A 25092-nucleotide genomic window follows, 5' to 3' on the forward strand; every position below is an offset into this window, starting at 1 on the left:
AAGTATTAATATCGCGCATAAGAACGCCGGTTTGTTAGATGTGTTTGCTCGCACGAACATCATCAATCAAATCGGCGTTCTTGTTTCTGTGTTTCCCAGGATTCCGTGATGAACCAAAAAAAAGGGGCGGTTCGACCCGCCCACTTTTTTCCCTATTCCCTGTATTCCCTTTTCATCATCCTGATGAATCGCTTCCTGCGATGTTCCTTCCCCCTCGTCCGTGAAGGGCGTGTCAGTCCGTAGACACAACCTCGATACTAGAGTGTTTACCGTCAGGAGCAATCGCTCGTCTGGCACCAAATGGCTTGTCACATCCTCTTCATATAGAAAAATCCGCCAGCTATTCAGATAGATAGATTTAACCTCTGACGAATATGGACGACTGCCAACCTGTAAAAATAGTGAACACTTACGAAAAGAGTAAGCGATGACTTACACCGTGAAGCTACAAAGCTGCGCTATCGCCCAAAAACGAAAAGCCCCGAACCAGTCGGGGCTTTTCAGTGAGCGCTAACGAATGGCTTATTGGAACAGCGACTCGCTGGACAGCCCATTTTTCTCCAGGATCTCCCGCAGGCGTTTCAGACCTTCAACCTGAATCTGTCTGACTCGCTCGCGGGTCAGGCCAATTTCCAGGCCTACATCTTCCAGGGTGCTGCTCTCGTGGCCGCGCAGGCCGAAGCGGCGTACAACCACCTCGCGCTGCTTGTCGGTCAACTCCGAGAGCCACTGGTCGATGCTTTGAGACAGGTCATCATCCTGCAGCAGCTCGCATGGATCGGTTGGGCGATCGTCGGTCAGGGTGTCCAGCAGGGTTTTATCCGAATCCGGACCCAGCGAGACGTCGACCGAAGAAACCCGCTCGTTGAGGCCGAGCATGCGCTTGACCTCCGCTACCGGTTTTTCCAGCAGGTTGGCGATCTCTTCGGGGGAGGGTTCATGATCGAGTTTTTGCGTCAGCTCCCGTGCAGCCCGAAGGTACACGTTGAGCTCCTTGACCACATGGATCGGCAACCGGATGGTCCGGGTCTGATTCATGATCGCGCGCTCGATGGTCTGACGGATCCACCAGGTTGCGTAGGTCGAGAAGCGGAAGCCACGTTCAGGGTCGAACTTCTCCACCGCCCGGATCAAGCCGAGGTTGCCCTCTTCGATCAGATCGAGCAGCGAAAGACCCCGATTGACGTAACGCCGGGCGATTTTCACGACCAGCCGCAGGTTACTTTCAATCATGCGTTTGCGCCCGGCCGGATCACCACTTTGCGACAGGCGCGCGAAATGGACTTCTTCTTCGGGGGACAGTAGAGGGGAAAAGCCGATTTCATTGAGGTACAGCTGCGTGGCATCAAGTGCCCGCGTGTAATCGATGTACTTGTGTTGCTTCAATGTCGCGGAGTGTTTGGATTTGGCACGAACGGAAGGTGGAGCCGCCCCTTCATCATTCGACATCGAATCCGTGCCGATGCCGGTCTCCATCAGGAGAACCTCATCGTCGATGTCAAACTCCGGCACTTCTTTACTGAGAGCCATTGTTATAGTCCTTTGGTGAGTTCGACCTCAAGCTCAAGCGGCGCCCTTATCCTTGGCAACGCTGGAGCCTGTCCCCTCTACGTGACGGAACAGGCTGGAAGCGATCAACGACGTGGCAGGAATTGCAGTGGATCTACAGGTTTACCTTGGCGGCGAATCTCAAAATGCAGTTTCACCCGGTCTGTACCCGTTGACCCCATTTCGGCAATTGTCTGTCCGACCTTGACCTGCTGCCCCTCCCGAACCAACAGCCTGCGGTTATGTCCGTAGGCACTGACGTAGGTTTCACTGTGCTTGATGATGACTAATTCGCCGTAGCCCCTTAAGCCACTCCCGGCGTATACCACCGTCCCATCAGACGCAGCTAAAACAGGCTGTCCCAAATCCCCTGCGATATCAATTCCTTTATTCAAACTACCGTTTGATGAGAATTTGCCAATTAAAATGCCATTAGATGGCCACCCCCAGCCGGTCGGGGCTGGGCCCGGTGGAGGCAGTGGAGCGGGTGCCGGCTTGTTGGCGACGGACGGTACAACCACCGGTGTGGTCGTGGTCGTACCGTCCGCAGAGCGACGGATGACCGTGGTTTTACTCGAGGATGAAGGCGAGGAACTGGACGAGCTGACCACTGCGGTCGGCGTTGAACCGCTGCGTCCATCGAAGCGAATCGTCTGACCTGGATGGATGGTGTACGGCGGCGCAATGTTGTTGCGCGCCGCCAGCGCCTTGTAGTCCCAGCCATAGCGAAAGGCGATGGAGAACAGGGTGTCTTTGGGTCGAACGACGTACTGCCCCGTGGTCACGGCCGGACGCTGGGCGGCTGCATTGTTACGATCGACAACGCGGACATCGCTGGATTTGTTACTGGAGCAACCAACCAGCAAGGTGCTCATGACAAGGCCAGTCACCAGGCGCTGAAAGCTCGTTGTACCCATACGCTGCGCTATGACTGTGAGACTCACCCGCCGCTCCCTTTGTGGTGGCTGAAAATGTGATTTGCCGTGTTTCGGCACGAAGTGTCGCAAGTATAACGGGCCGTGCCGGCTTTACCCTTAATGAAGCGAAATGGCTTGGCGCACACGTTTGCTGTCTGACAAAACTTCCCGTTTATTCAATCGACGCCGCTGTAAGACAGAGGCAATCGAAGAGAATTCAGCGGTTTAAAACAAATGCTCAGGCCAGTGGACCATTGAGTAACGGAACGAAACGCACCGACCCCAGGACGCGCCTGGAAAAGCCATGTTCTTCACGGATGATCAGCATCAGTTGTTGCACTTCGCCGGAGCCCACCGGGATCACCAGACGCCCTCCTGGGGCCAGTTGATCGAGCAGCGCCTGGGGTACGTCGGTTGCCACTGCCGTCACGATAATGCCGTTGTAGGGCGCCAGTGCTGGCCATCCCTCCCAGCCATCGCCCCAGCGAAATACCACGTTGCGCAGGTTCAGCTCGACCAGGCGCTCCTTGGCCCGATCTTGCAGTACCTTGATACGCTCCACGGAAAAAACCCGCTCGACCAGTTGCGACAGCACCGCCGTCTGATAGCCCGAGCCCGTGCCTATTTCCATGACCTTGTCCAGCGGCCCGGCTTCGAGCAGCAACTCGCTCATGCGAGCCACCATATAAGGCTGGGAGATGGTCTGGTTATGGCCGATGGGCAGCGCCGTGTCTTCGTACGCACGGTGCGCCAGCGCCTCGTCGACGAACAGGTGACGCGGTGTTCGACGAATGACTTCCAGCACCTTGGCGTTGGAAATCCCCTCTTCGTACAGACGCTGAATCAACCGCTCGCGGGTCCGCTGCGAGGTCATGCCGATGCCTCGATGCAACATGTCGTCTTGTCCACGGGTCATGGGTGCAACCCCTCCAGCCAGCCGTCGAGGCTTCTGAAGGCATCATTGAAGGTGCGATCCAGTTGCAACGGGGTGATGGAAACATAGCCCTGCATCACCGCATGGAAATCGGTACCGGGTCCGCCATCCTCAGCGTCTCCCGCCGCCGCGATCCAGTACCCGGACCGGCCTCGCGGGTCGACCACTTTCACCGGTGCTGCGGCGCGGGCACGATGCCCGAGGCGGGTCAACTGGATGCCGCGGATGTGCTCCAGCGGCAAATTGGGAATGTTCACGTTCAGTACCGTACGCGGTGGCAGTTCGAGATCCGCATGGGCCTCGACCAGTTTGCGCGCAAAGTAGGCTGCCGTGGCCAGGTTGTCGACCTGTCGCGAGACCAGCGAAAAGGCAAACGCGGGACGCGCCAGGAACCGACCTTCGAGTGCCGCCGCCACGGTACCCGAGTACAGCACGTCGTCCCCCAGGTTGGCGCCCAGGTTGATGCCGGACACCACCATGTCCGCCTCACGTTCCAGCAGGCCGTTGAGGCCCAGGTGCACGCAATCGGTCGGCGTACCATTGACGCTGATAAAGCCGTTGGCAAGCGTGTGCGGATGTAACGGACGGTCGAGCGTGAGCGAACTGCTCGCGCCGCTTTTGTCCTGGTCCGGGGCAATCACCACGCACTCGGTGTAATCCGCCAGCGCAGCATAAAGCGCGGCAAGTCCGGGTGCGGTTACCCCGTCGTCGTTAGAAATCAGAATACGCATGGGCTGTCCGTCTGCCCCACCGGCACCAGATCAACAAGCTCGCGCACCAATACGGTGGCGAAGCATCCGGCCGGCAGGACGAATTCCAGTTGCAGAATGTCAGGCTCGGGATAATGCCACGTCAACCCGGCAATGGGCAGCCGCAGGATGCGACGTTCGTGGCTCATTCCGGCGTTGATCAACCAATCGCGAAGGTCGGCTTCGCGTGCGGCGATCGCCTGCTCCAGTTCATGGACAGCGCCCGTGGCCGGCGAGTCACCTTCGCCCCACTGCGGACCGGTCGGGTGCAGATCGAGAATCGCCAGTCGCGGGTCGCTGCATTCGGCCTCTCCGGCCGGAAAGAAGCTGCGGCTATCGGTGAACGCCAGCAGATCGCCGACCAGTGCGTGCTGCCAGGAACCGTCGGCGACACGCGCGGCCAACACCTGGTTGAACAGGAAACTGCGAGCGGTCGAGAGTAGGCGCGAACGCACGTTGCGCTGCTCCGGCAAGGCCTTGCGCGCGGCCCAGGCACGGGCGTCGACGACGTTGCCGCCGTCATGTCCGAAACGCTGGGCGCCGAAATAGTTGGGGATGCCTTGTATGGCGATCAGCTGCAGGCGCTCTTCGATCGCCGCCTTGTCGCCAGCGAATTGCGTCAGGCGCAATGTGAAGCCATTGGCCGAATGCGCACCGCGTTGCAGCTTGCGTTTGTGCCGGCTGGTCTTGAGGATTTTCAGCGTATCGTTTTCTGCCGCCGACAGATCCGGATCGGCCTTGCCCGGCAGCTGCACGCTGAACCACTGGCGCGTCAGCGCCTGACGATCCTTGAGCCCGGCATAGCTGACAGTACGCAATGACACGCCCGCCGCCTTGGCGATCCGGCGTGCTGCCTCTTCAGTATTCAGACCGCGTTTTTCCACCCAGATCCACAGGTGTTCGCCGTCACCGCTCAAGGGAATATCCAGGACCTCGTCGACCTGGAAATCTTCGGCGATGGCTTTCAGTACAGCGGTGCCGAGTGCTTCACCATAGGCCCGCGGGCCGAGCAATTGCAGTTCGTTCATGCGCGCAGCAACAAGGCAACGGAATGCACGGCGATGCCCTCTTCTCGACCGACAAAGCCTAGCTTTTCGGTGGTGGTAGCTTTCACGTTCACTTGATCCAACTCAACTTGAAGATCCGCGGCGATCAGCGCGCGCATCGATTCGATATGCGGCGCCATTTTCGGTGCCTGGGCAACGATAGTGTTGTCGACGTTACCGACTTTCCAGCCTTTGGCATGGATTAATGCGACGACATGACGCAACAGCATACGGCTGTCGGCGCCCTTGAATTGCGGGTCGGTGTCCGGGAAATGCTTGCCGATGTCACCCAGCGCGGCAGCGCCGAGCAAGGCATCGCTCAAGGCGTGCAGCAGGACGTCACCGTCGGAGTGAGCGAGCAGCCCGAAGCCGTGTGCAATGCGCACGCCGCCCAGAGTGATGAAATCGCCTTCAGCGAAACGGTGCACATCATAGCCGTGGCCAATACGCATAAAAAAACGCCCCGAATTTTGTCAGGGCGTGATTCTACCTGCATTAGGCATCTAGAGCATGCGCGTGATGCCGCAAGTGGTCTTCGATGAAACTGGCGATGAAGAAATAGCTGTGGTCGTAACCCGGTTGCAGGCGCAACGTCAGCGGATGACCGGCCAGTTTGGTCGCCTGTTGCAAGGCTTCAGGCTTGAGCTGGGTGGCGAGGAAATCGTCACGATCGCCTTGGTCGACCAGCAGCGGCAGCTTTTCGTCAGCCTCGGCAATCAACGCGCAGGCATCCCATTCGCGCCATTTCGAGCGGTCCTCTCCCAAGTAGCGGGAGAACGCTTTCTGGCCCCACGGGCAGTCCATCGGATTGTTGATCGGCGAGAACGCCGACACCGACCGATATCGCCCCGGATTGCGCAAGGCACAGACCAGCGCGCCGTGGCCACCCATGGAGTGACCGCTGATGCCGCGCTTGTCCGACGCCGGGAAATGCGCTTCGACCAATGCCGGCAATTCCTGCACGACATAATCATGCATCCGATAGTGCCGCGACCAGGGTTCCTGGGTGGCGTTCAGGTAAAACCCGGCGCCAAGGCCGAAGTCCCAGGCACCGTCTGGATCGCCCGGCACGTCGGGACCACGGGGGCTGGTGTCCGGCGCGACGATGATCAATCCAAGTTCGGCGGCCATGCGCATGGCGCCGGCCTTCTGCATGAAGTTCTCGTCAGTGCAGGTCAGGCCGGACAACCAGTACAGCACCGGCAACTTGCCGCCCTGCTCCGCTTGCGGCGGCAGGTACACCGCGAACACCATGTCGCAGCCGAGCGTTTGCGAGCGATGGCGATAACGCTTGTGCCAGCCGCCGAAGCTTTTCTGGCAGGAGATGTTTTCCAGGCTCATGGCGGACCTCAGAAATGAATGACGGAACGGATGCTTTTTCCTTCATGCATCAGGTCGAACGCCTTGTTGATATCTTCCAGGCCCATGGTGTGGGTGATGAAGGTATCCAGTGGGATTTCGCCGGTCTCGGCCATTTCCACATAGCTTGGCAATTCGGTACGGCCACGCACGCCACCGAACGCCGAACCGCGCCAGACGCGACCGGTGACCAGCTGGAACGGACGGGTGGAGATTTCCTGGCCAGCCCCGGCGACGCCGATGATCACCGACTCGCCCCAACCCTTGTGGCAGCACTCAAGGGCAGCACGCATCAATTGCACGTTGCCGATGCATTCGAAGGAGAAGTCGACGCCGCCATCGGTCATGTCGATGATGACTTCCTGGATCGGGCGATCGAAATCTTTCGGGTTGACGCAATCGGTTGCACCCAGCTGCTTGGCGATCTCGAATTTGGCCGGGTTGATGTCGATGGCAATGATACGACCAGCCTTGGCTTTGACCGCACCGATGATCGCCGACAGACCGATGCCGCCGAGGCCGAAAATGGCCACGGTATCACCAGGTTTCACCTTGGCGGTATTGAGCACCGCACCGATGCCGGTGGTGACACCACAACCGAGCAGGCAGACTTTTTCCAGTGGCGCCTCTTTGGCGATCTTGGCCACGGAGATTTCCGGCAGCACGGTGTACTCCGAAAAAGTGGAGGTACCCATGTAGTGGAAAATCGGCTGACCCTTGTAGGAAAAACGCGAAGTGCCATCCGGCATCAGGCCTTTGCCCTGGGTCGCACGAATCGCCTGGCAGAGGTTGGTTTTGCCCGAAAGGCAGAATTTGCACTGACGGCATTCCGGGGTGTACAGCGGGATCACATGATCGCCCACCGCCACCGAGGTCACACCTTCGCCGATGGCTTCAACGATCGCGCCACCCTCGTGCCCGAGGATCGACGGGAAAATACCTTCCGGGTCAGCGCCCGACAGGGTGTAGGCATCGGTATGGCAGACACCGGAAGCCACCACGCGCAGCAACACTTCACCGGCCTTGGGCATGGCGACATCGACTTCAACGATCTCAAGCGGTTTCTTGGCCTCGAAGGCAACGGCGGCGCGCGACTTGATCATGGTGGTTCTCCAGTGAATAAAAACGAGTCAAGGAGTGTAATACATGCCTCAACGATGAATAATCGAGGCAAATGCAAAATATTATTGCTGTACAGGGATAATCCTTCATGTCTGAAAATCGCTGGGAAGGGATCGACGAATTCGTTGCCGTCGCCGAGTGCAGCCAGTTCACCGCTGCCGCTGAACGCCTTGGGGTTTCGTCCTCACATATCAGTCGACAAATCGTACGCCTGGAAGAGCGCCTGCAAACCCGCCTGCTCTATCGCAGTACTCGCCGGGTCACGCTGACCGAGGCCGGGCAAACTTTCCTGCAACATTGCCAGCGCTTGCAGGATGGCCGCGAAGAGGCGCTGCGGGCGGTCGGCGACTTGACCAGCGAACCCAAGGGCATGCTGCGCATGACCTGTGCCGTGGCGTACGGCGAACGTTTCATAGTACCCCTGGTGACTCGCTACATGGGGCTTTATCCACAACTGCGGATCGACATCGAACTGAGCAACCGCCAACTCGACCTGGTGCACGAAGGCCTGGACCTGGCGATCCGCCTGGGTCGCCTGCAGGACTCACGGCTGGTGGCCACGCGCCTGGCGCCTCGGCGCATGTACCTGTGCGCGTCGCCTTCCTACCTGGAGCGGTATGGTCGGCCACACAGCTTGTCGGAATTGAGCCAGCACAATTGTCTCGTTGGCAGTTCGGACCTTTGGCAACTGGAACAGAACGGGCGGGAATTTTCCCAGCGGGTGCAGGGAAATTGGCGCTGCAACAGCGGGCAAGCGGTGCTGGATGCGGCGCTACAGGGCGTGGGGTTGTGTCAGCTGCCGGATTATTACGTGCTGGAGCATCTGAAAAGTGGCGCGCTGATTTCGCTGCTGGAGGCGCATCAACCGCCCAATACGGCGGTTTGGGCGTTGTATCCGCAGCAGCGGCATTTGTCGCCCAAGGTGCGCAAGCTGGTGGATTATTTGAAGGAGGGGTTGGCCGAGTGGCCTGAATACCGAAGCTAGAAGATCGCAGGAGTGTCAGCAAAATGTCGGCTGCCTGGGCCACCGCATTCGCGAGCAAGCCCGCACACACTTGGTCAGCGGCGCACACCGATTTGATATGTATCGCAGATCCCCTGTGGGAGCGGGCTTGCTCGCGACAGCAATCTGACAGTCAGCGCAGCAGTCAGCGGCGGTTGGCCCAGCGCAGGCGCAACCATTCAAGGTCTTCGGGGCGCGTAACCTTGAGATTATCCGCCCGCCCTTCAATCAGGCGCGGCGCGATCCCGGACCATTCCATGGCCGATGCTTCATCGGTGATGACAGCGTCTGCGACCAGGCTGTCCGCCAACGCCCGATGCAGTGCACCGAGGCGAAACATCTGTGGTGTGTAGGCCTGCCAGATCACACTGCGATCCACGGTCTCAACGACACGACCCTGTTTGTCGACCCGTTTAAGCGTATCCCGCGCCGGAACCGCCAACAGCCCGCCCACCGGGTCATCCGCCAGTTCGCCCAACAACTTGTCCAGGTCATCGCGACTCAGGTTGGGCCGGGCGGCATCGTGTACCAGCACCCAATCCTCATCGTCCGCGCCCAACGCATGCAAGTGCAGCAACGCATTGAGCACCGATCCGGAACGCTCGGCGCCGCCGTCAACGCGTTGAATGCGTTTATCGCCAGCACACACCAGGCTCGGCCAATAAGGATCATCAACAGCAAGACTGACCACCAGGCCCTTCAGGCAAGGATGATCGAGGAAACAGCCGAGGCTGTGTTCGAGAATAGTGCGCCCGCCCAATTGCAGGTATTGCTTGGGACGGTCCGCGGCCATACGGGCACCGACGCCCGCGGCAGGAATCACGGCCCAGAAGGCCGGCAGAGACAGGTTCATTGTGCCAACTGGTAAAGGGTTTCACCGTCCTTGACCATGCCCAATTCATGGCGAGCCCGCTCTTCAACGGTCTCCATGCCCTTTTTCAACTCACTGACTTCAGCGTCCATCACCCGATTGCGCTCCAGCAACGTCTGGTTCTCGGCTTGCTGATCGGCAATCTGCTGAGTCAGCTCGGCCACTTGCGCCAGACTGCCATTTCCCACCCACAGGCGGTACTGCAGGCCAGCCAGCAGCAGGAGCAAGACGAGGAACAACCAATTGGGACTGCGCATCGAATATCAGGTATCCAGTGAAAAAAGACAGCCACACCAAAACATGAAGCTACTGATAGCACGAAGCCTGGAAGAACCAGGCTTGTGCTTGTAAGGCATCAGATTAGTGGCAAAAACGTCGCTGTAGCGATTTTTCCGACACAATCCGGTGTCTTTTTACCAGCAATTGCTCAACCGCGGAATTCGCCGCGACCGTTGTACTTGGCCTTGCCATTCAACTGCTCTTCGATACGCAGCAGTTGGTTGTACTTGGAAACGCGATCGGAACGGCACAGCGAGCCAGTCTTGATCTGGCCAGCCGCAGTGCCCACCGCCAGGTCGGCAATGGTCGAATCTTCGGTTTCCCCGGAGCGGTGCGAGATCACGGCGGTGTAACCAGCGGCCTTGGCCATCTGGATGGCTTCCAGGGTTTCGGTCAGGGTGCCGATCTGGTTGAACTTGATCAGGATCGAGTTGGCGATCTTTTTATCGATGCCTTCTTTCAGGATCTTGGTGTTGGTCACGAACAGGTCGTCGCCTACCAGCTGGGTCTTCTCGCCGATCTTGTCAGTGAGGATTTTCCAGCCAGCCCAGTCGGATTCGTCCAGGCCATCTTCGATGGAGATGATCGGGTAGCGCTCGGTCAGGCCTTTCAGGTAGTCAGCGAAACCTTCAGCGGTGAACACCTGGCCTTCGCCGGACAGGTTGTACTTGCCGTCTTCGTAGAATTCGCTGGCTGCGCAGTCCAGGGCCAGGGTCACGTCGGTGCCCAGCTTGTAACCGGCGTTGGCCACCGCTTCGGAGATCACTTTCAAAGCATCTTCGTTGGAAGCCAGGTTCGGCGCGAAACCACCTTCGTCACCGACAGCAGTGCTCAGGCCACGAGCCTTCAGCACAGCTTTGAGGTGATGGAATATTTCGGTGCCCATGCGCAGGCCTTCCGAGAAAGACTTGGCGCCAACCGGCTGCACCATGAATTCCTGGATGTCGACGTTGTTATCGGCGTGCTCGCCACCGTTGATGATGTTCATCATCGGAACCGGCATCGAGTAGACACCCGGGGTGCCGTTCAAGTTGGCGATGTGAGCGTACAGCGGCAGGTCCTGGTCCTGTGCTGCTGCCTTGGCCGCGGCCAGGGAAACAGCGAGGATCGCGTTGGCGCCCAGGGTTGCCTTGTTTTCGGTACCGTCGAGCTTGATCATCGCGTGATCCAGCGCTTTCTGGTCGCTTGGGTCCATGCCTTTCAACAGGTCGCGGATCGGACCGTTGATGTTGGCGACGGCTTTCAGAACGCCCTTGCCCAGGTAACGGCTCTTGTCGCCATCACGCAGCTCGAGCGCTTCACGCGAGCCAGTGGAAGCACCGGACGGCGCGCAAGCGCTGCCGATGATGCCGTTGTCGAGAAGCACGTCCGCTTCCACGGTGGGATTGCCACGGGAGTCGAGAACTTCACGACCTTTGATGTCGACGATTTTAGCCATTGTTGTAAACACTCCAAAGTTGACGAAAACGCTGTACCGCTCGATTTATAACTTTCGCATTACTTTGTGGGAGCCGGCTTGCTGGCGATGGCGTCCTTTCGGGCCCCTTCGCTGGCAAGCCAGCTCCTACAGGTCACATTTGTGGGAGCCGGCTTGCTGGCGATGGCGTCCTTTCGGGCCTATTCGCTGGCAAGCCAGCTCCTACACAGGTCGGGGTTGCCGATATTACGCGGTTTCTATGGCAGGAAAACTCTTCACCAGTTCGTCCAGGGCTTTGAGCTGGGCCAGGAATGGCTCCAGTTTGTCCAGACGCAAGGCGCAAGGGCCGTCGCATTTGGCGTTGTCCGGATCCGGGTGGGCTTCCAGGAACAGGCCCGCCAGGGACTGGCTCATGCCGGCTTTAGCCAGGTCGAGGACTTGGGCACGACGGCCGCCGGCGGAATCGGCGCGACCGCCAGGCATTTGCAGCGCATGGGTCACGTCGAAGAACACCGGGTATTCGAACTGCTTCATGATGCCGAAGCCCAGCATGTCGACGACCAGGTTGTTGTAGCCGAAGCTCGAACCGCGCTCGCAGAGAATCAACTGGTCGTTACCCGCTTCCACGCATTTGTTCAGGATGTGTTTCATTTCCTGAGGGGCGAGGAACTGGGCTTTCTTGATGTTGATCACCGCACCGGTCTTGGCCATCGCGACAACGAGGTCGGTCTGGCGCGACAGGAAGGCCGGCAGCTGGATGATGTCGCAGACTTCAGCGACGACCGCGGCCTGCTCAGGCTCGTGGACGTCGGTGATGATCGGCACGCCGAAGGCTTGCTTGATGTCCTGGAAAATCCGCATGCCCTCTTCCAGGCCGGGGCCACGGTAAGAGGTCACGGAAGAGCGGTTGGCTTTGTCGAAGCTGGCCTTGAACACGTAAGGGATACCCAGTTTCTGGGTAACCTTCACGTACTCTTCGCAGACCTGCATCGCCATGTCGCGGCTTTCCAGCACGTTCATGCCACCGAACAGCACCATTGGCTTGTCGTTGGCAATCTCGATATCGCCTACGCGGATGATCTTCTGCGCCATGAGGTTCAAGCCTTCTTCTGGTGTTGAGCCAAAGCGGCCTTGACGAAACCGCTGAACAACGGGTGACCGTCGCGAGGCGTCGAGGTGAATTCAGGGTGGAACTGGCAAGCGACGAACCAAGGATGATCCGGTGCTTCTACCACTTCAACCAGCGCGCCATCACCGGAACGACCGGAGATTTTCAGGCCGGCTTCGATGATTTGCGGCAGCAGGTTGTTGTTCACTTCGTAACGATGACGGTGACGTTCAACGATCACGTCCTTGCCGTAGCAGTCGTGAACCAGGGAACCCGGCTCCAGCAGGCAATCCTGCGCGCCGAGGCGCATGGTGCCGCCCAGGTCGGACGCTTCGGTACGGGTTTCGACGGCGCCGGTGGCATCTTCCCACTCGGTGATCAGGCCCACGACCGGGTGACCGCTGGCACGATCGAACTCGGTGGAGTTGGCGTCTTTCCAGCCCAGCACGTTACGCGCAAACTCGATCACGGCCACTTGCATGCCCAGGCAGATGCCCAGGTATGGAACCTTGTTTTCGCGAGCGTATTGAACGGCGGTGATCTTGCCTTCCACGCCTCGCAGACCGAAGCCGCCCGGCACCAGGATAGCGTCGACACCTTCCAGCAGCGCGGTACCCTGGTTTTCGATGTCTTCGGAATCGATGTAGCGCAGGTTGACCTTGGTACGGTTGCTGATGCCGGCGTGACTCATTGCTTCGATCAGCGACTTGTAGGCGTCCAGCAGCTCCATGTACTTGCCGACCATGGCGATGGTGACTTCGTGCTCAGGGTTGAGCTTGGCATCGACCACGGCTTCCCATTCAGACAGGTCGGCACCGCCGCATTGCAGGCCGAAACGCTCGACGACGAAATCGTCCAGACCCTGGGAGTGCAGGATGCCCGGGATCTTGTAGATGGTGTCGGCATCTTCCAGCGCAATTACCGCACGTTCTTCAACGTTGGTGAACTGCGCGATCTTGCGACGCGAGGACACATCGATCGGGTGGTCGGAGCGGCAGACCAGCACGTCCGGCTGCAGGCCGATGGAACGCAATTCCTTGACCGAGTGCTGGGTTGGCTTGGTCTTGGTTTCGCCGGCAGTGGCGATGTACGGCACCAGTGTCAGGTGCATCAGCATCGCGCGCTTGGCGCCGACTTCGAAACGCAGCTGGCGGATGGCCTCGAGGAACGGTTGCGATTCGATGTCACCCACGGTGCCACCGATCTCGACCATCGCCACGTCGGCATCGCCGGCGCCCTTGATGATGCGGCGCTTGATTTCATCGGTGATGTGCGGAATCACCTGGATGGTTGCACCCAGGTAGTCACCACGGCGCTCTTTGCGCAGCACATGTTCATAGACACGGCCGGTGGTGAAGTTGTTGTTCTGGGTCATGGTCGTGCGGATGAACCGCTCGTAGTGGCCCAGGTCCAGGTCGGTCTCGGCGCCGTCGTGGGTGACGAACACCTCACCGTGCTGGAACGGGCTCATGGTGCCCGGGTCGACGTTGATGTACGGGTCCAGCTTCAGCATGGTGACCTTAAGTCCCCGCGCCTCCAGGATGGCCGCCAATGATGCCGATGCAATGCCTTTCCCCAATGAAGAAACAACACCGCCCGTGACGAATATGTAGCGCGTCATGAAAAACCCTAGAAGTCTGCGTTAAAGCGGTCCGAGCCGCCGGGGAAAGCGAAGGAAGGCCGAAGCCCCCGATCACCTGCATTAATCACAGTGCACCTTTCAAAAAAACCGCCGCGTTGGGACAGACCGGGAGATGAAACACCGGTTCGTTGCTCGCTACACATTTTTTGGAATCGCCCAGCAAAGACTGCTTGGTAATCGGCAACTCCTGCAATTCAGGCGAATCCACAGAAGTTGTATCAAGAAGGGAGCGTAGTCTACCGGAAAGCCCCTTTCAGCTCAAACCTTGATCTTCGCCTGGCGGATGCCAATGTAATTTCCAGCCTCCCGCCGCTTCGCCATCCAGCCCCGCTAGGTTAGCCACTGCCAGCAAATGCTCGCCCTTGTACAGCAGCGGCAATCTGCCGCGCACGAACAGCGGCACCTCCCGTTCGTTGAGCAAACGCTTGAGGTCGCGATGGCCGCGGCCCGGTAGTTCCATCACTTCTCCCCCTTCACGATAGCGGATCTGCAAGGGGCCATCGGGGATTTGCCCACTGAGCGTGAGCACGCCGTTGTCGGGTAACGCCAGCGGCTGCGCGGGTTCCAGCCATGCACCCACTACTGGCGCTGCGCGCAGCCAGCTAGCGGATAACCACCAGATACGCCCGCCCGCCCGGTGCAGTTCGCCGTCAGCCAGGCACCAGATCGGCCGGGCGTCGCCGGTGGCATCGCGTAAATCGAGCCAACCCGACCAATGGTCGCTGTCTGGCAGTCGAGTCAGGGGTTCGAGCCAGTGGCTGAGGGCATTGCGCTGGCGAGCATCGGAGAGTTTTTCCAGCGATGCCAATTTCAGAGATGGCAATTTCAGCCAATCGAATTCGCTGGCGGCGCTGGCCTGGCTCAAGTCAATTTGCGCCAGCTCATCGAGCAGCCCCTGCGCCTCGCTCAAGTGCGCGGCACTGCGAGCCATGGTCGCCATCGCCTGCGGCCAGCGTTGGGTCAATGTCGGGAACACCTGGTGACGCAGGTAATTGCGTGAGAATTGCCGATCCTGGTTGGAAGGGTCCTCGATCCACTTCAATTGATGCTCCGCCGCATACGCCTCAAGCTCGGCCCGGGTAACATCGAGCAAGGGCCGCAGCAGGTATCCCTTGCCCAGCGGGCGCTGGCGTGGCATCCCTGACAACCCTCTTACGCCCGCCCCACGCAACAGGCGAAACAGCAAGGTTTCCGCCTGATCGTCACGGTGCTGGGCGGTCAGCAGGACTTCATTGGCTTGAGTGGCCTCGATGAACGCCGCGTAGCGCGCATCGCGGGCGGCCCGCTCGAGACTGGCGCCGGGTTGCACCTGAACGCGAACGACTTGCAGCGGTACTCCCAACACACTACAGATCGACTGACAGTGATCCGGCCACGTGTCAGCCGCAGCCTGGAGGCCGTGATGTACATGGATGGCGCTCAGCGCTGGCAGGGACTGGGATTTAGCGAGCGTTGCGAGAAGGTGCAGGAGGACGGTGGAGTCGAGGCCACCGGAGAAAGCGATGTGCCAGGCTGTGGCGTTGCGCCAGGGCTGAAGATTGAGCAACAGCCTGCCAGGAAGATTCATCATGGGATGACTCATATCGATCACCTAGCGCAAATCAAATGTGGGAGCGGGCTTGCTCGAAGGCGGCTTAACATCCAACAAATTTGTCGATTGTCATACCGCTTTCGCGAGCAAGCCCGCTCCCACATGGTTACCGCGAGGTCGGTTAGAGACCGTAGCTCATCAGACGCTCGTAACGACGATCCAGCAGCGCCTTGTGGTCGAGCTTCTTCAGCATCGCCAGCTGCGTGCTCAGCTCGGCACGGATCGACGCGGCAGCAGCCGCTGGATCACGGTGCGCGCCGCCCAGAGGTTCGCCGATCACCTTGTCCACGATGCCCAGACCTTTGAGGCGCTCGGCGGTGATGCCCATGGCTTCAGCGGCGTCCGGTGCTTTCTCGGCGGTTTTCCACAGGATCGAAGCGCAACCTTCCGGCGAGATCACCGCGTAGGTCGAGTACTGCAGCATGTTCAGCTGATCGCAAACACCGATGGCCAGTGCACCACCGGAACCACCCTCACCGATCACGGTGGCGATGATTGGGGTTTTCAGGCGAGCCATGACGCGCAGGTTCCAGGCAATCGCTTCGCTCTGGTTGCGCTCTTCAGCGTCGATGCCAGGGTAAGCGCCCGGGGTGTCGATGAAGGTCAGGATCGGCATCTTGAAACGCTCGGCCATCTCCATCAAGCGACAGGCCTTGCGGTAGCCTTCCGGACGCGGCATGCCGAAGTTGCGGCGAACCTTTTCGCGCACTTCGCGGCCTTTCTGGTGACCGATGACCATCACTGGCGCATCGTCCAGACGGGCAATACCGCCGACGATGGCGGCGTCGTCGGAGAAGTGACGGTCACCATGCAGCTCATCGAACTCGGTGAAGATGTGTTCGATGTAGTCCAGGGTATACGGACGCTTCGGGTGACGCGCCAGGCGCGCGATCTGCCAGCTGGTCAGCTTGCCGAAGATGTCCTCGGTCAGCGTGCTGCTCTTGTCCTGCAGGCGGGAAATCTCATCGCCGATATTCAGCGAATTGTCATTACCGACCAAGCGCAACTCTTCGATCTTGGCTTGCAGGTCGGCGATCGGCTGTTCGAAATCTAGAAAATTCGGGTTCATAGGCGTCCGTCTTGGGTCGACGTCCAAGAGAGCTTGGGCCGGCCGGTTGTCTATTCGCGCCCTACCTTAAGGGACAGGCGCGTTCAGGTCGAGATTAAATTCTGGTCAAGCTCAGGGTCCTGCTCAAGTTAAAAAGCAGAACCCTGACCGTTAACGGTATTGGAGGAAGACGTTGTCTCGCCCGAACTGGTCACGCAGGGCTTGAATCAACGCATCCGCCGGGTCGATTCGCCAGCCTTCGCCGAACTGCAGCAAGGCTTTCGCATCGGGACTGGTGTAGTCCATGGTGATCGGGCACGCACCGCGGTGACGCTTCAACAGCTCACCCAGCCAGCGTAGCTGATCGCCCTTGAGATCCTTGGCATGCAACTTCAGGCGCAGGCTTTCGGCCAGGTTGGTGCGCGCATCTTCCATGCTCATCACCCGCTTGACCCGCAAGCGCAGGCCGCCGGAGAAGTCGTCGTTGCTGACTTCGCCTTCGACCACCACCATCGCATCGGTCTGCAACAGCGATTGCGCGGAATGGAACGCATCGGCGAACAGCGATGCTTCGATTCGCCCCGAACGGTCGTCGAGAGTGATGAAGCCCATCTTGTCGCCCTTTTTGTTCTTCATCACCCGCAGGGCGATGATCATGCCGGCAACGGTCTGGGTGTCACGCGCCGGTTTCAGGTCGATGATGCGCTGACGGGCGAAACGGCGGATCTCACCTTCGTATTCGTCGATCGGGTGACCGGTCAGGTAGAGGCCCAGGGTGTCCTTCTCGCCCTTGAGCCGTTCCTTGAGGGTCAGTTCCTTGGCCTTGCGATGGTTGGCGTAGACGTCGGCGTCTTCTTCGACGAACAGCCCGCCAAACAGGTCGGCATGGCCGCTGTCGTGGGTCCGGGCGGTTTGCTCGGCAGCCTTGATCGCCTCCTCCATCGCGGTCAGCAGGACTGCGCGATTGCGGTCGATATTGGCCTGATAGGCCTTGGCTTCGTCGTGGAAATACGGGCCCAGGCGATCCAGCGCACCGCTGCGGATCAAGCCGTCGAGGGTGCGCTTGTTGATGCGCTTGAGGTCGACCCGGGCGCAGAAATCGAACAAGTCCTTGAACGGACCGGCCAGACGCGCCTCGGTAATCGCTTCCACTGGGCCCTCGCCCACGCCCTTGATCGCGCCCAGGCCATAAATGATCCGGCCTTCGTCGTTCACCGTGAACTTGAACTCGGAAGTGTTCACGTCCGGCGCATCGAGACGCAGCTTCATCGTGCGCACTTCTTCGATCAAGGTCACGACCTTGTCGGTGTTGTGCATGTCCGCCGAGAGTACCGCGGCCATGAACGGTGCCGGGTAGTGCGCTTTCAGCCACGCGGTCTGGTACGACACCAGGCCATAGGCGGCGGAGTGGGATTTGTTGAAGCCGTAACCGGCGAATTTTTCCACCAGGTCGAAGATGTTACCGGCCAGGTCCGCATCGATGTTGTTGGTCGCACAACCTTCGATGAAACCGCCGCGCTGCTTGGCCATTTCCTCGGGTTTTTTCTTACCCATGGCCCGACGCAGCATGTCCGCACCGCCGAGGGTATAGCCGGCCATGACCTGGGCGATCTGCATCACCTGTTCTTGATACAGGATGATGCCGTAGGTTGGGGCCAATACTGGCTTGAGGCCTTCGTACTGGTAGTCCGAGTGCGGATACGCCAGTTCGGCGCGACCGTGCTTACGGTTGATGAAGTCATCCACCATGCCCGATTGCAGCGGGCCGGGACGGAACAGTGCTACCAGTGCGATCAAGTCTTCCAGGCAGTCGGGCTTGAGCTTCTTGATCAGCTCTTTCATGCCGCGTGATTCAAGCTGGAACACGGCCGTGGTTTCGGCTTTTTGCAGCAGCGAATAGGTCGGCTTGTCATCCAGCGGGATGAACGCGATGTCCAGCGGCGGCTCGTTGACCTTGGCGCGGTCGCGGTTGATGGTTTTCAGCGCCCAGTCGATGATCGTCAGGGTCCGCAGGCCCAGGAAGTCGAACTTCACCAGGCCGGCCGCTTCAACGTCGTCCTTGTCGAACTGGGTTACCAGGCCATCGCCTGCTTCGTCGCAATAGATGGGCGAGAAGTCAGTCAGTTTGGTCGGCGCGATTACCACGCCACCGGCGTGCTTGCCGACGTTACGCACAACGCCCTCGAGCTTGCGGGCCATCTCCCAGATTTCCGCGGCTTCTTCATCGACCTTGATGAAGTCACGCAGGATTTCTTCCTGCTCGTAGGCCTTTTCCAGGGTCATGCCGACTTCGAACGGAATCATCTTCGACAGGCGATCCGCCAGGCCGTAGGACTTGCCCTGCACCCGTGCCACGTCACGGACCACCGCCTTGGCGGCCATGGAACCGAAAGTGATGATCTGGCTTACCGCGTTGCGGCCGTATTTCTCGGCCACATAGTCGATCACCCGGTCACGACCGTCCATGCAGAAGTCAACGTCGAAGTCGGGCATGGAGACCCGTTCCGGGTTGAGGAAACGTTCGAACAGCAGGTCATATTCCAGTGGGTCGAGGTCGGTGATCTTCTGCACATAGGCCACCAGCGACCCGGCACCCGACCCCCGGCCAGGACCTACCGGCACGCCGTTGCTCTTGGCCCACTGGATAAAGTCCATCACGATCAGGAAGTAACCGGGGAACCCCATCTGGATGATGATATCCAGCTCGAAATTCAAACGATCAACGTAAACCTGGCGCTTGGCTTCATAGTCTTCGGTGGTGTCCTTGGGCAGCAGCACGGACAGCCGTTCTTCCAGGCCATCGAAGGACACTTTGCGGAAGTACTCGTCGATGGTCATGCCATCAGGGATCGGGAAGTTGGGCAGGAAGTGCGTGCCCAGCTTGACTTCGATGTTGCAGCGCTTGGCGATCTCGACGGTGTTTTCCAGCGCCTCGGGAATGTCGCTGAACAGCTCGGCCATTTCCTCGGCGCTTTTGAGGTACTGCTGATCGCTGTAGTTCTTCGAACGCCGCGGGTCATCGAGGGCCCGGCCCTCGCCGATGCACACGCGAGTTTCGTGGGCGGCGAAATCTTCCTGCTTGATGAAGCGCACGTCGTTGGTCGCGACCAGCGGTGCGCCGATTTTCTCGGCCAGCGCCACGGCGCCGTGCAGTTGCTCTTCATCGTTGGGGCGGTTGGTGCGCTGGATTTCCAGGTAGAAACGATCCGGGAACACCGCCATCCACTCACGCGCCAGGTTTTCCGCTTCGTCGGGGTTGCCGCTGAGCATGGCCTGGCCGATCTCGCCCTCTTTGGCCGCCGACAGCATGATCAGGCCGTCGCTGGCTTCGGCCACCCATTCGCGCTCGATGATGATCGAGCCATTGCGCTGACCATCGATGAAACCGCGGGAGATCAATTCGGTGAGGTTGCGATAACCCGCGGCATTCATCACCAGCAGGCTGATCCGGCTCAGGGGGTTGTCCGGATCCTTGTTCGACAGCCACAGGTCGGCGCCGCAGATCGGCTTGATCCCGGCACCCATGGCGTTTTTGTAGAATTTGACCAGGGAACACATGTTGTTCTGGTCAGTGACCGCGACGGCAGGCATGTTCATGCCAACCAGGGTCTTGACCAGCGGCTTGATCCGCACCAGACCGTCGACCAGGGAGTATTCAGTGTGCAGGCGTAGGTGAACGAATGAAGCCGGCATAGTGATCCTGCGTTGAGTCATGAAAACAACAAGGCCCGGATTGTACCGGGCCTTGGTAAAAAAAATCAGCCTTGAAACTAACTCTCGATGAGACTCTCCCGAGCCTCATAGGCCAGGCGCACCGGGGCAAACGAGCGCCGGTGAATCGGGGTCGGCCCCAGGCGTGCCAGCGCTTCCAGATGAACGGGCGTCGGGTAGCCCTTGTGCCCACCGATCCCGTAACCTGGGTAGATCAATTCGAAAGCAGCCATTTCACGGTCGCGACTGACCTTGGCCAGAATCGATGCCGCGGCGATCGCCGGGACCTTGCCATCGCCCTGCACCACCGCTTCGGCACGCATCGACAGCTTCGGGCAACGGTTGCCGTCGATCATCGCCAGTTTCGGCTGGATGTGCAGCCCGGCGACGGCGCGTTGCATGGCCAGCATGGTGGCGTGGAGGATGTTCAGTTCATCGATCTCTTCGACTTCCGCCCGGGCTATGCACCAGCTCAGGGCTTTTTCGCAGATTTCGTCGTAGAGCTTTTCGCGACGGGCCTCGGTGAGTTTCTTCGAGTCGTTCAGGCCGAGGATCGGACGGTTCGGATCAAGAATCACAGCCGCTGTCACCACGGCGCCGCATAGCGGGCCGCGACCGACTTCATCGACACCGGCAACCAATTCTTCCACTTCAGCGACCAAGGTGAAATCCAGCCCCATCTGCATGCTTGTCTTACTCATTTTACTTGGCCGATCAGGTTCAGCACTGCATCCGCAGCCTGGTTGGAGGCATCCAGACGAAGGGTCCGGTGAATTTCATCAAAACCGCGGGTTTGCTCCTGGCCACCTTCGATCAGAGGCGACAAGGTCTGGGCCAGGGCTTCGACCGTGGCATCGTCTTGCAACAATTCAGGCACCAACAGGCGCTGGGCCAGCAGGTTCGGCAAGGAGACGTAAGGACTTTTCACCATGCGCTTGAGAATCCAGAACGTCAGCGGTGCCAGGCGATAGGCAACCACCATCGGCCGCTTGTACAACAGGGCTTCAAGTGTCGCCGTACCGGAGGCGATCAGCACGGCATTACAGGCCGCCAAGGCCAGATGAGACTTGCCGTCGAGCAAGGTCAGCGGCAAATCGCGACCGGCCAACAGCTCTTCAAGCTGTGCCCGGCGCTGTGGGTTGGCACAAGGCACGACAAACCGCACACCGGGGCGCAGGGCCCGCAGGCGTTGGGCGGTATCGAGAAACAAGGCGCCCAGACGGCCGACTTCGCCGCCACGACTGCCGGGCATCAGTGCCACCAACGGCCCGTCAGGCAATCCCAGTTCGGCCCGCGCTGCTGCGCGGTCGGCTTCGAGCGGAATGGCATCGGCCAGGGTGTGTCCGACAAACCGCACCGGCACACCCTTCTCTTCGTAGAATTTCGCTTCGAACGGGAACAGCGTAAGCATCAGGTCGCAACCTTCGCGAATCTTCAGCACCCGCTTCTGCCGCCAGGCCCAGACCGACGGGCTTACGTAATGCACGGTCTTGATCCCGGCCTGACGCAGCTTGAGTTCGATGTTGAGGTTGAAGTCCGGGGCATCGATACCGATGAACACGTCCGGCTTCTCGGCGATCAGGTCGGCCACCAGCTTTTTGCGGCGCGCCAGTAATTCCCGCAAACGTCCCAGCACTTCCACCAGGCCCATGACCGACAGCCGTTCCATGGGAAAGTAGGACGTCAGGCCTTCTGCCTGCATCAAGGGGCCGCCGACTCCGATGAACTCGACCGCCGGATGGCGAGCCTTGAGCGCGCGCATCAGACCCGCGCCCAGAATGTCGCCGGAAGCCTCGCCCGCCACCAGCGCAATACGCAAATTGGCCATGATTAGCGGGTGATGCCGCGGGTCGAGGACTGTATGGAGTCGCGGAACACCGCCACTTCCGGGAACTGGGCAGAGGATTCGGCCAGCTCGGCAAGCGCCTGCTCAACCGTCAGGCCCTGGCGATAGACCACCTTGTAGGCACGACGCAGGGCATGGATCGCGTCTTCGCTGAAACCGCGACGGCGCATGCCTTCGAAGTTCATGCTGCGGGCTTCGGCCGGGTTGCCGAACACCGTGACATACGCTGGTACGTCCTTGCCAATCGCCGTACCCATGCCGGAAAAGCTGTGGGCACCGATGTGGCAATACTGGTGAACCAGGGTAAAACCGGACAGGATCGCCCAGTCTTCCACATGCACATGGCCAGCCAATGCCGTGTTGTTGACCAGGATGCAGTGGTTGCCAATGACACTGTCGTGACCGATGTGGGCGTAGGCCATGATCAGGTTGTGATCGCCCAGGGTGGTTTCCGAACGGTCCTGAATGGTCCCACGGTGAATCGTCACGCCTTCACGGATGACGTTGTGGTCGCCCATCACCAGGCGGGTTTCCTCGCCTTTGTATTTCAGATCGGGCGTGTCCTCACCTACCGAAGAAAACTGGTAGATACGGTTGTGCTTACCGATTCGGGTTGGCCCCTTGAGAATCACATGCGGCCCGATCACGGTCCCCTCGCCGATTTCCACACCTGCGCCGATGATCGACCACGGGCCGACCTCGACACCGTCAGCCAGGACGGCCGTCGGATCGATGATTGCGCGAGGGTCGATCAAACTCATAGTTTGCGTTCCGCGCAGATGATTTCAGCGGAGCAGACCGGCTTGCCATCGACCGAAGCCTGGCACTCGAACTTCCAGATCTGACGCTTGCAGCTGATGAACTTGGCTTCCAGGATCAGCTGGTCGCCCGGCAGTACAGGCTGGCGGAAGCGCAGCTTGTCGGAGCCGACGAAGTAATAAAGAGTGCCATCGGCGGGTTTCACGTCGAGCATTTTGAAACCAAGGATCCCTGCAGCCTGAGCCATCGCTTCGATGATCAGTACGCCCGGCATGATTGGATGCGCAGGAAAGTGACCATTGAAGAACGGTTCGTTGATGCTGACATTCTTGTAGGCGCGAATGCGCTTGCCTTCCACATCCAGATCCACGACCCGATCCACCAGCAGGAACGGGTAACGGTGAGGCAGGTATTCGCGAATCTCGTTGATGTCCATCATTTCGGGGGGAAGCCTATGTAAAGATTGGGAGCGCGCGACTGATGCACACTCCTCTAGCAAATCAAGGACGCAGTCTAGCGGCTGTGCACACTTGATATGGAAATGGTATCAGCCATCTGATGAAGCATTACCGCCAGGGGTCACTTCCCCTGCTTGCTTTTCCAGCTGTCGCAGACGCCGCGCGATGTCATCGAGCTGACGAATACGGGCCGCGCTTTTGCGCCACTCGGCGGCTGGCTGCATCGCCGTACCGGAAGAATAGGCACCCGGCTCGGTGATCGAGTGGGTCACCATGGTCATCCCGGTGATGAAAACGTTGTCGCAAATATCGATATGCCCCACCAGCCCTACGCCACCGGCGAGCATGCAATGCTTGCCGATTTTGGTGCTGCCGGAGATGCCCACGCAGGCCGCCATGGCGGTGTGATCACCGACCTGGACGTTGTGGGCGATCTGGATCTGGTTGTCGAGCTTCACACCATTACCAATCACGGTATCGGCCAGCGCGCCACGGTCAATGGCCGTATTCACGCCGATTTCCACGTCGTCGCCGACCAGGACACCACCGATCTGGGCGATCTTCTGCCAGACGCCTTTCTCGTTGGCAAAGCCGAAGCCTTCACCACCGAGCACCGCACCGGACTGAATCACCACCCGCTTGCCGACGCGCACGTCGTGATACAGCGTGACGCGCGGTGCCAGCCAGCCACCTTCGCCCACGACGCTACGGGCGCCGATGAAGCAATGCGCGCCAATGGTCGTACCGCCAGCAATATGCGCCCCACTTTCGATGACCGCAAATGCACCGATACTCGCCGCCGGATCGACCACCGCATCCGCGGCAATCACTGCCGTCGGATGAACACCGGCTGCCGCCTTGGGCTTGGGGTCGAACAGGTGGGAAATACGCGCGTACGCGGCGTACGGATCAGGCACCACCAGGCAATCCCCGGCAAAACCTTCGGCGTCAGCGGCTTTTAGCAACAACGCTGCCGCCTGACTGCCTGCCAGGTATTTGCGGTATTGGGGGTTTGCGAGAAAGCTCAACTGAGCTGGGCCAGCCTCCTGCAAGGTGGCTAGCCCAGTAATTGCTTTCTCCGGGTCACCACGTAGCGTGGCGCCGAGGAACTCGGCCAACTGGCCGAGCTTAATGGTCACTGTCATGGATTACTTCAGCTGATTCATGCGCTCGATAACCTGGCGCGTGATGTCGTACTGAGGCTTGACATCAATCACTGCACCACGCTCGAAGACCAGGTCAAAAGCACCTTTCTTGATGACTTCTTCCACAGCGCTGTCCAGTTTCGGCTTGAGCTGCTTCAGCATTTCACGGTCGGCAACGGCTTTGGCTTCGTTCAGCTCCTTGGACTGGAACTGGAAGTCACGAGCCTTTTGCTTGAATTCAAGCTCCAGACGTTCACGCTCGCCTTGCTGCATTTTGTCGCCACCGGCCATCAGGCGATCCTGGATGCCCTTGGCGCTGCTTTCCAGCGTCTTGAGCTTGGTCAGTTGAGGACCGAATTTCTTCTCGGCGTCCACGGCGTATTTCTTGGCCGCATCGGATTCCAGCAGGGCCATCTGATAGTTCAGGACGGCGATTTTCATGTCGGCAAATGCCGGACCTGCAACCAGTACGGAAGCCAGGAGAACCAATTGAGTCAACTTACGCACGATGCACTCCTACAAAATCCATTGTCGTTATC

23 protein-coding genes are annotated in these 25092 nt (G+C 59.5%); 1 reads left to right on the top strand and 22 read right to left on the bottom strand.

All coding sequences use genetic code 11. The features are described from left to right. Nucleotides 1–522: 522 nt before the first annotated feature. From rpoS to ACYP2Q_RS28410, 8 genes are all read right to left on the bottom strand, one after another. Entirely contained in the window at nucleotides 523–1530 is a 1008-nt protein-coding gene (gene rpoS / locus ACYP2Q_RS28375; RefSeq protein ID WP_046816537.1) for an RNA polymerase sigma factor RpoS, read from the bottom strand. 104 nt (nucleotides 1531–1634) lie between these two features. After that, nucleotides 1635–2492, bottom strand: a complete 858-nt coding sequence (locus ACYP2Q_RS28380; RefSeq protein WP_459733494.1) for a peptidoglycan DD-metalloendopeptidase family protein — start codon at nucleotides 2490–2492, stop codon at nucleotides 1635–1637. Between the two features lie 211 nt (nucleotides 2493–2703). Next, nucleotides 2704–3339: a protein-L-isoaspartate(D-aspartate) O-methyltransferase gene (locus ACYP2Q_RS28385; RefSeq protein ID WP_459733566.1), complete on the bottom strand. Its 636-nt coding sequence runs from the start codon at nucleotides 3337–3339 to the stop codon at nucleotides 2704–2706. Nucleotides 3340–3377: 38 nt separating this feature from the next. Continuing rightward, nucleotides 3378–4130 carry a 5'/3'-nucleotidase SurE gene (gene surE / locus ACYP2Q_RS28390; RefSeq protein WP_459733495.1) on the bottom strand — a complete coding sequence of 251 codons (753 nt, stop codon included), beginning with the start codon at nucleotides 4128–4130 and terminating at the stop codon, nucleotides 3378–3380. Then, nucleotides 4118–5176 carry a tRNA pseudouridine(13) synthase TruD gene (gene truD, locus ACYP2Q_RS28395; protein WP_459733496.1) on the bottom strand — a complete coding sequence of 353 codons (1059 nt, stop codon included), beginning with the start codon at nucleotides 5174–5176 and terminating at the stop codon, nucleotides 4118–4120. Before truD ends, surE begins: the two co-directional genes overlap by 13 nt. Next, nucleotides 5173–5646 carry a 2-C-methyl-D-erythritol 2,4-cyclodiphosphate synthase gene (gene ispF / locus ACYP2Q_RS28400; RefSeq protein ID WP_459733497.1) on the bottom strand — a complete coding sequence of 158 codons (474 nt, stop codon included), beginning with the start codon at nucleotides 5644–5646 and terminating at the stop codon, nucleotides 5173–5175. Before ispF ends, truD begins: the two co-directional genes overlap by 4 nt. Nucleotides 5647–5689: 43 nt before the next feature. Then, nucleotides 5690–6535: an S-formylglutathione hydrolase gene (gene fghA, locus ACYP2Q_RS28405; protein ID WP_459733498.1), complete on the bottom strand. Its 846-nt coding sequence runs from the start codon at nucleotides 6533–6535 to the stop codon at nucleotides 5690–5692. 8 nt (nucleotides 6536–6543) lie between these two features. Next, a complete protein-coding gene (locus ACYP2Q_RS28410) occupies nucleotides 6544–7656 on the bottom strand; it encodes an S-(hydroxymethyl)glutathione dehydrogenase/class III alcohol dehydrogenase (RefSeq protein WP_459733499.1) in 1113 nt (370 codons plus the stop codon). Nucleotides 7657–7763: 107 nt separating this feature from the next. On the opposite strand from ACYP2Q_RS28410, the gene ACYP2Q_RS28415 reads away from it, so the two are divergent. Next, a complete protein-coding gene (locus ACYP2Q_RS28415; protein WP_459733500.1) occupies nucleotides 7764–8660 on the top strand; it encodes a LysR family transcriptional regulator in 897 nt (298 codons plus the stop codon). Nucleotides 8661–8823: 163 nt separating this feature from the next. Here the strand turns inward: ACYP2Q_RS28415 and ispD are convergent, their stop codons facing one another. The 14 genes from ispD to ACYP2Q_RS28485 form a co-directional block, all read right to left on the bottom strand. Continuing rightward, nucleotides 8824–9531, bottom strand: a complete 708-nt coding sequence (gene ispD, locus ACYP2Q_RS28420) for a 2-C-methyl-D-erythritol 4-phosphate cytidylyltransferase (RefSeq protein WP_459733501.1) — start codon at nucleotides 9529–9531, stop codon at nucleotides 8824–8826. Continuing rightward, nucleotides 9528–9806, bottom strand: coding sequence for a cell division protein FtsB (gene ftsB, locus ACYP2Q_RS28425; RefSeq protein WP_008057335.1), 279 nt, complete (start codon nucleotides 9804–9806; stop codon nucleotides 9528–9530). Before ftsB ends, ispD begins: the two co-directional genes overlap by 4 nt. Before the next feature lie 170 nt (nucleotides 9807–9976). After that, nucleotides 9977–11266 carry a phosphopyruvate hydratase gene (gene eno / locus ACYP2Q_RS28430; protein ID WP_459733502.1) on the bottom strand — a complete coding sequence of 430 codons (1290 nt, stop codon included), beginning with the start codon at nucleotides 11264–11266 and terminating at the stop codon, nucleotides 9977–9979. 225 nt (nucleotides 11267–11491) lie between these two features. Continuing rightward, on the bottom strand, nucleotides 11492–12337 hold the full coding sequence (kdsA, locus tag ACYP2Q_RS28435) for a 3-deoxy-8-phosphooctulonate synthase (protein ID WP_459733503.1): 846 nt from the start codon (nucleotides 12335–12337) through the stop codon (nucleotides 11492–11494). A gap of 5 nt (nucleotides 12338–12342) precedes the next feature. Then, nucleotides 12343–13974 carry a CTP synthase gene (locus ACYP2Q_RS28440; RefSeq protein WP_020795983.1) on the bottom strand — a complete coding sequence of 544 codons (1632 nt, stop codon included), beginning with the start codon at nucleotides 13972–13974 and terminating at the stop codon, nucleotides 12343–12345. A gap of 274 nt (nucleotides 13975–14248) precedes the next feature. Further along, on the bottom strand, nucleotides 14249–15565 hold the full coding sequence (tilS, locus tag ACYP2Q_RS28445) for a tRNA lysidine(34) synthetase TilS (protein ID WP_459733504.1): 1317 nt from the start codon (nucleotides 15563–15565) through the stop codon (nucleotides 14249–14251). A gap of 142 nt (nucleotides 15566–15707) precedes the next feature. Beyond that, nucleotides 15708–16655 (bottom strand): acetyl-CoA carboxylase carboxyltransferase subunit alpha, encoded by a 948-nt coding sequence (locus tag ACYP2Q_RS28450; RefSeq protein WP_459733505.1) that lies wholly within the window; start codon nucleotides 16653–16655, stop codon nucleotides 15708–15710. A gap of 150 nt (nucleotides 16656–16805) precedes the next feature. Beyond that, complete coding sequence (dnaE, locus tag ACYP2Q_RS28455; RefSeq protein ID WP_459733506.1) at nucleotides 16806–20327, bottom strand: DNA polymerase III subunit alpha; 3522 nt, start codon at nucleotides 20325–20327, stop codon at nucleotides 16806–16808. A gap of 77 nt (nucleotides 20328–20404) precedes the next feature. Continuing rightward, the gene (gene rnhB, locus ACYP2Q_RS28460) at nucleotides 20405–21031 is read right to left on the bottom strand and encodes a ribonuclease HII (RefSeq protein ID WP_459733568.1); all 627 of its coding nucleotides are present in this window, start codon (nucleotides 21029–21031) and stop codon (nucleotides 20405–20407) included. 11 nt (nucleotides 21032–21042) lie between these two features. Further along, nucleotides 21043–22173 (bottom strand): lipid-A-disaccharide synthase, encoded by a 1131-nt coding sequence (gene lpxB, locus ACYP2Q_RS28465; RefSeq protein WP_459733507.1) that lies wholly within the window; start codon nucleotides 22171–22173, stop codon nucleotides 21043–21045. A 2-nt stretch (nucleotides 22174–22175) separates the two neighbouring features. After that, a complete protein-coding gene (gene lpxA / locus ACYP2Q_RS28470) occupies nucleotides 22176–22952 on the bottom strand; it encodes an acyl-ACP--UDP-N-acetylglucosamine O-acyltransferase (protein ID WP_274077162.1) in 777 nt (258 codons plus the stop codon). Then, nucleotides 22949–23389, bottom strand: a complete 441-nt coding sequence (gene fabZ, locus ACYP2Q_RS28475) for a 3-hydroxyacyl-ACP dehydratase FabZ (RefSeq protein ID WP_007940511.1) — start codon at nucleotides 23387–23389, stop codon at nucleotides 22949–22951. Before fabZ ends, lpxA begins: the two co-directional genes overlap by 4 nt. A 108-nt stretch (nucleotides 23390–23497) precedes the next feature. Then, a complete protein-coding gene (gene lpxD / locus ACYP2Q_RS28480) occupies nucleotides 23498–24553 on the bottom strand; it encodes a UDP-3-O-(3-hydroxymyristoyl)glucosamine N-acyltransferase (protein ID WP_459733508.1) in 1056 nt (351 codons plus the stop codon). Between the two features lie 3 nt (nucleotides 24554–24556). Beyond that, a complete protein-coding gene (locus tag ACYP2Q_RS28485) occupies nucleotides 24557–25060 on the bottom strand; it encodes an OmpH/Skp family outer membrane protein (protein WP_007990260.1) in 504 nt (167 codons plus the stop codon). Between the last annotated feature and the right edge of the window lie 32 nt (nucleotides 25061–25092).

Source organism: Pseudomonas sp. MHK4 (assembly GCF_054600775.1).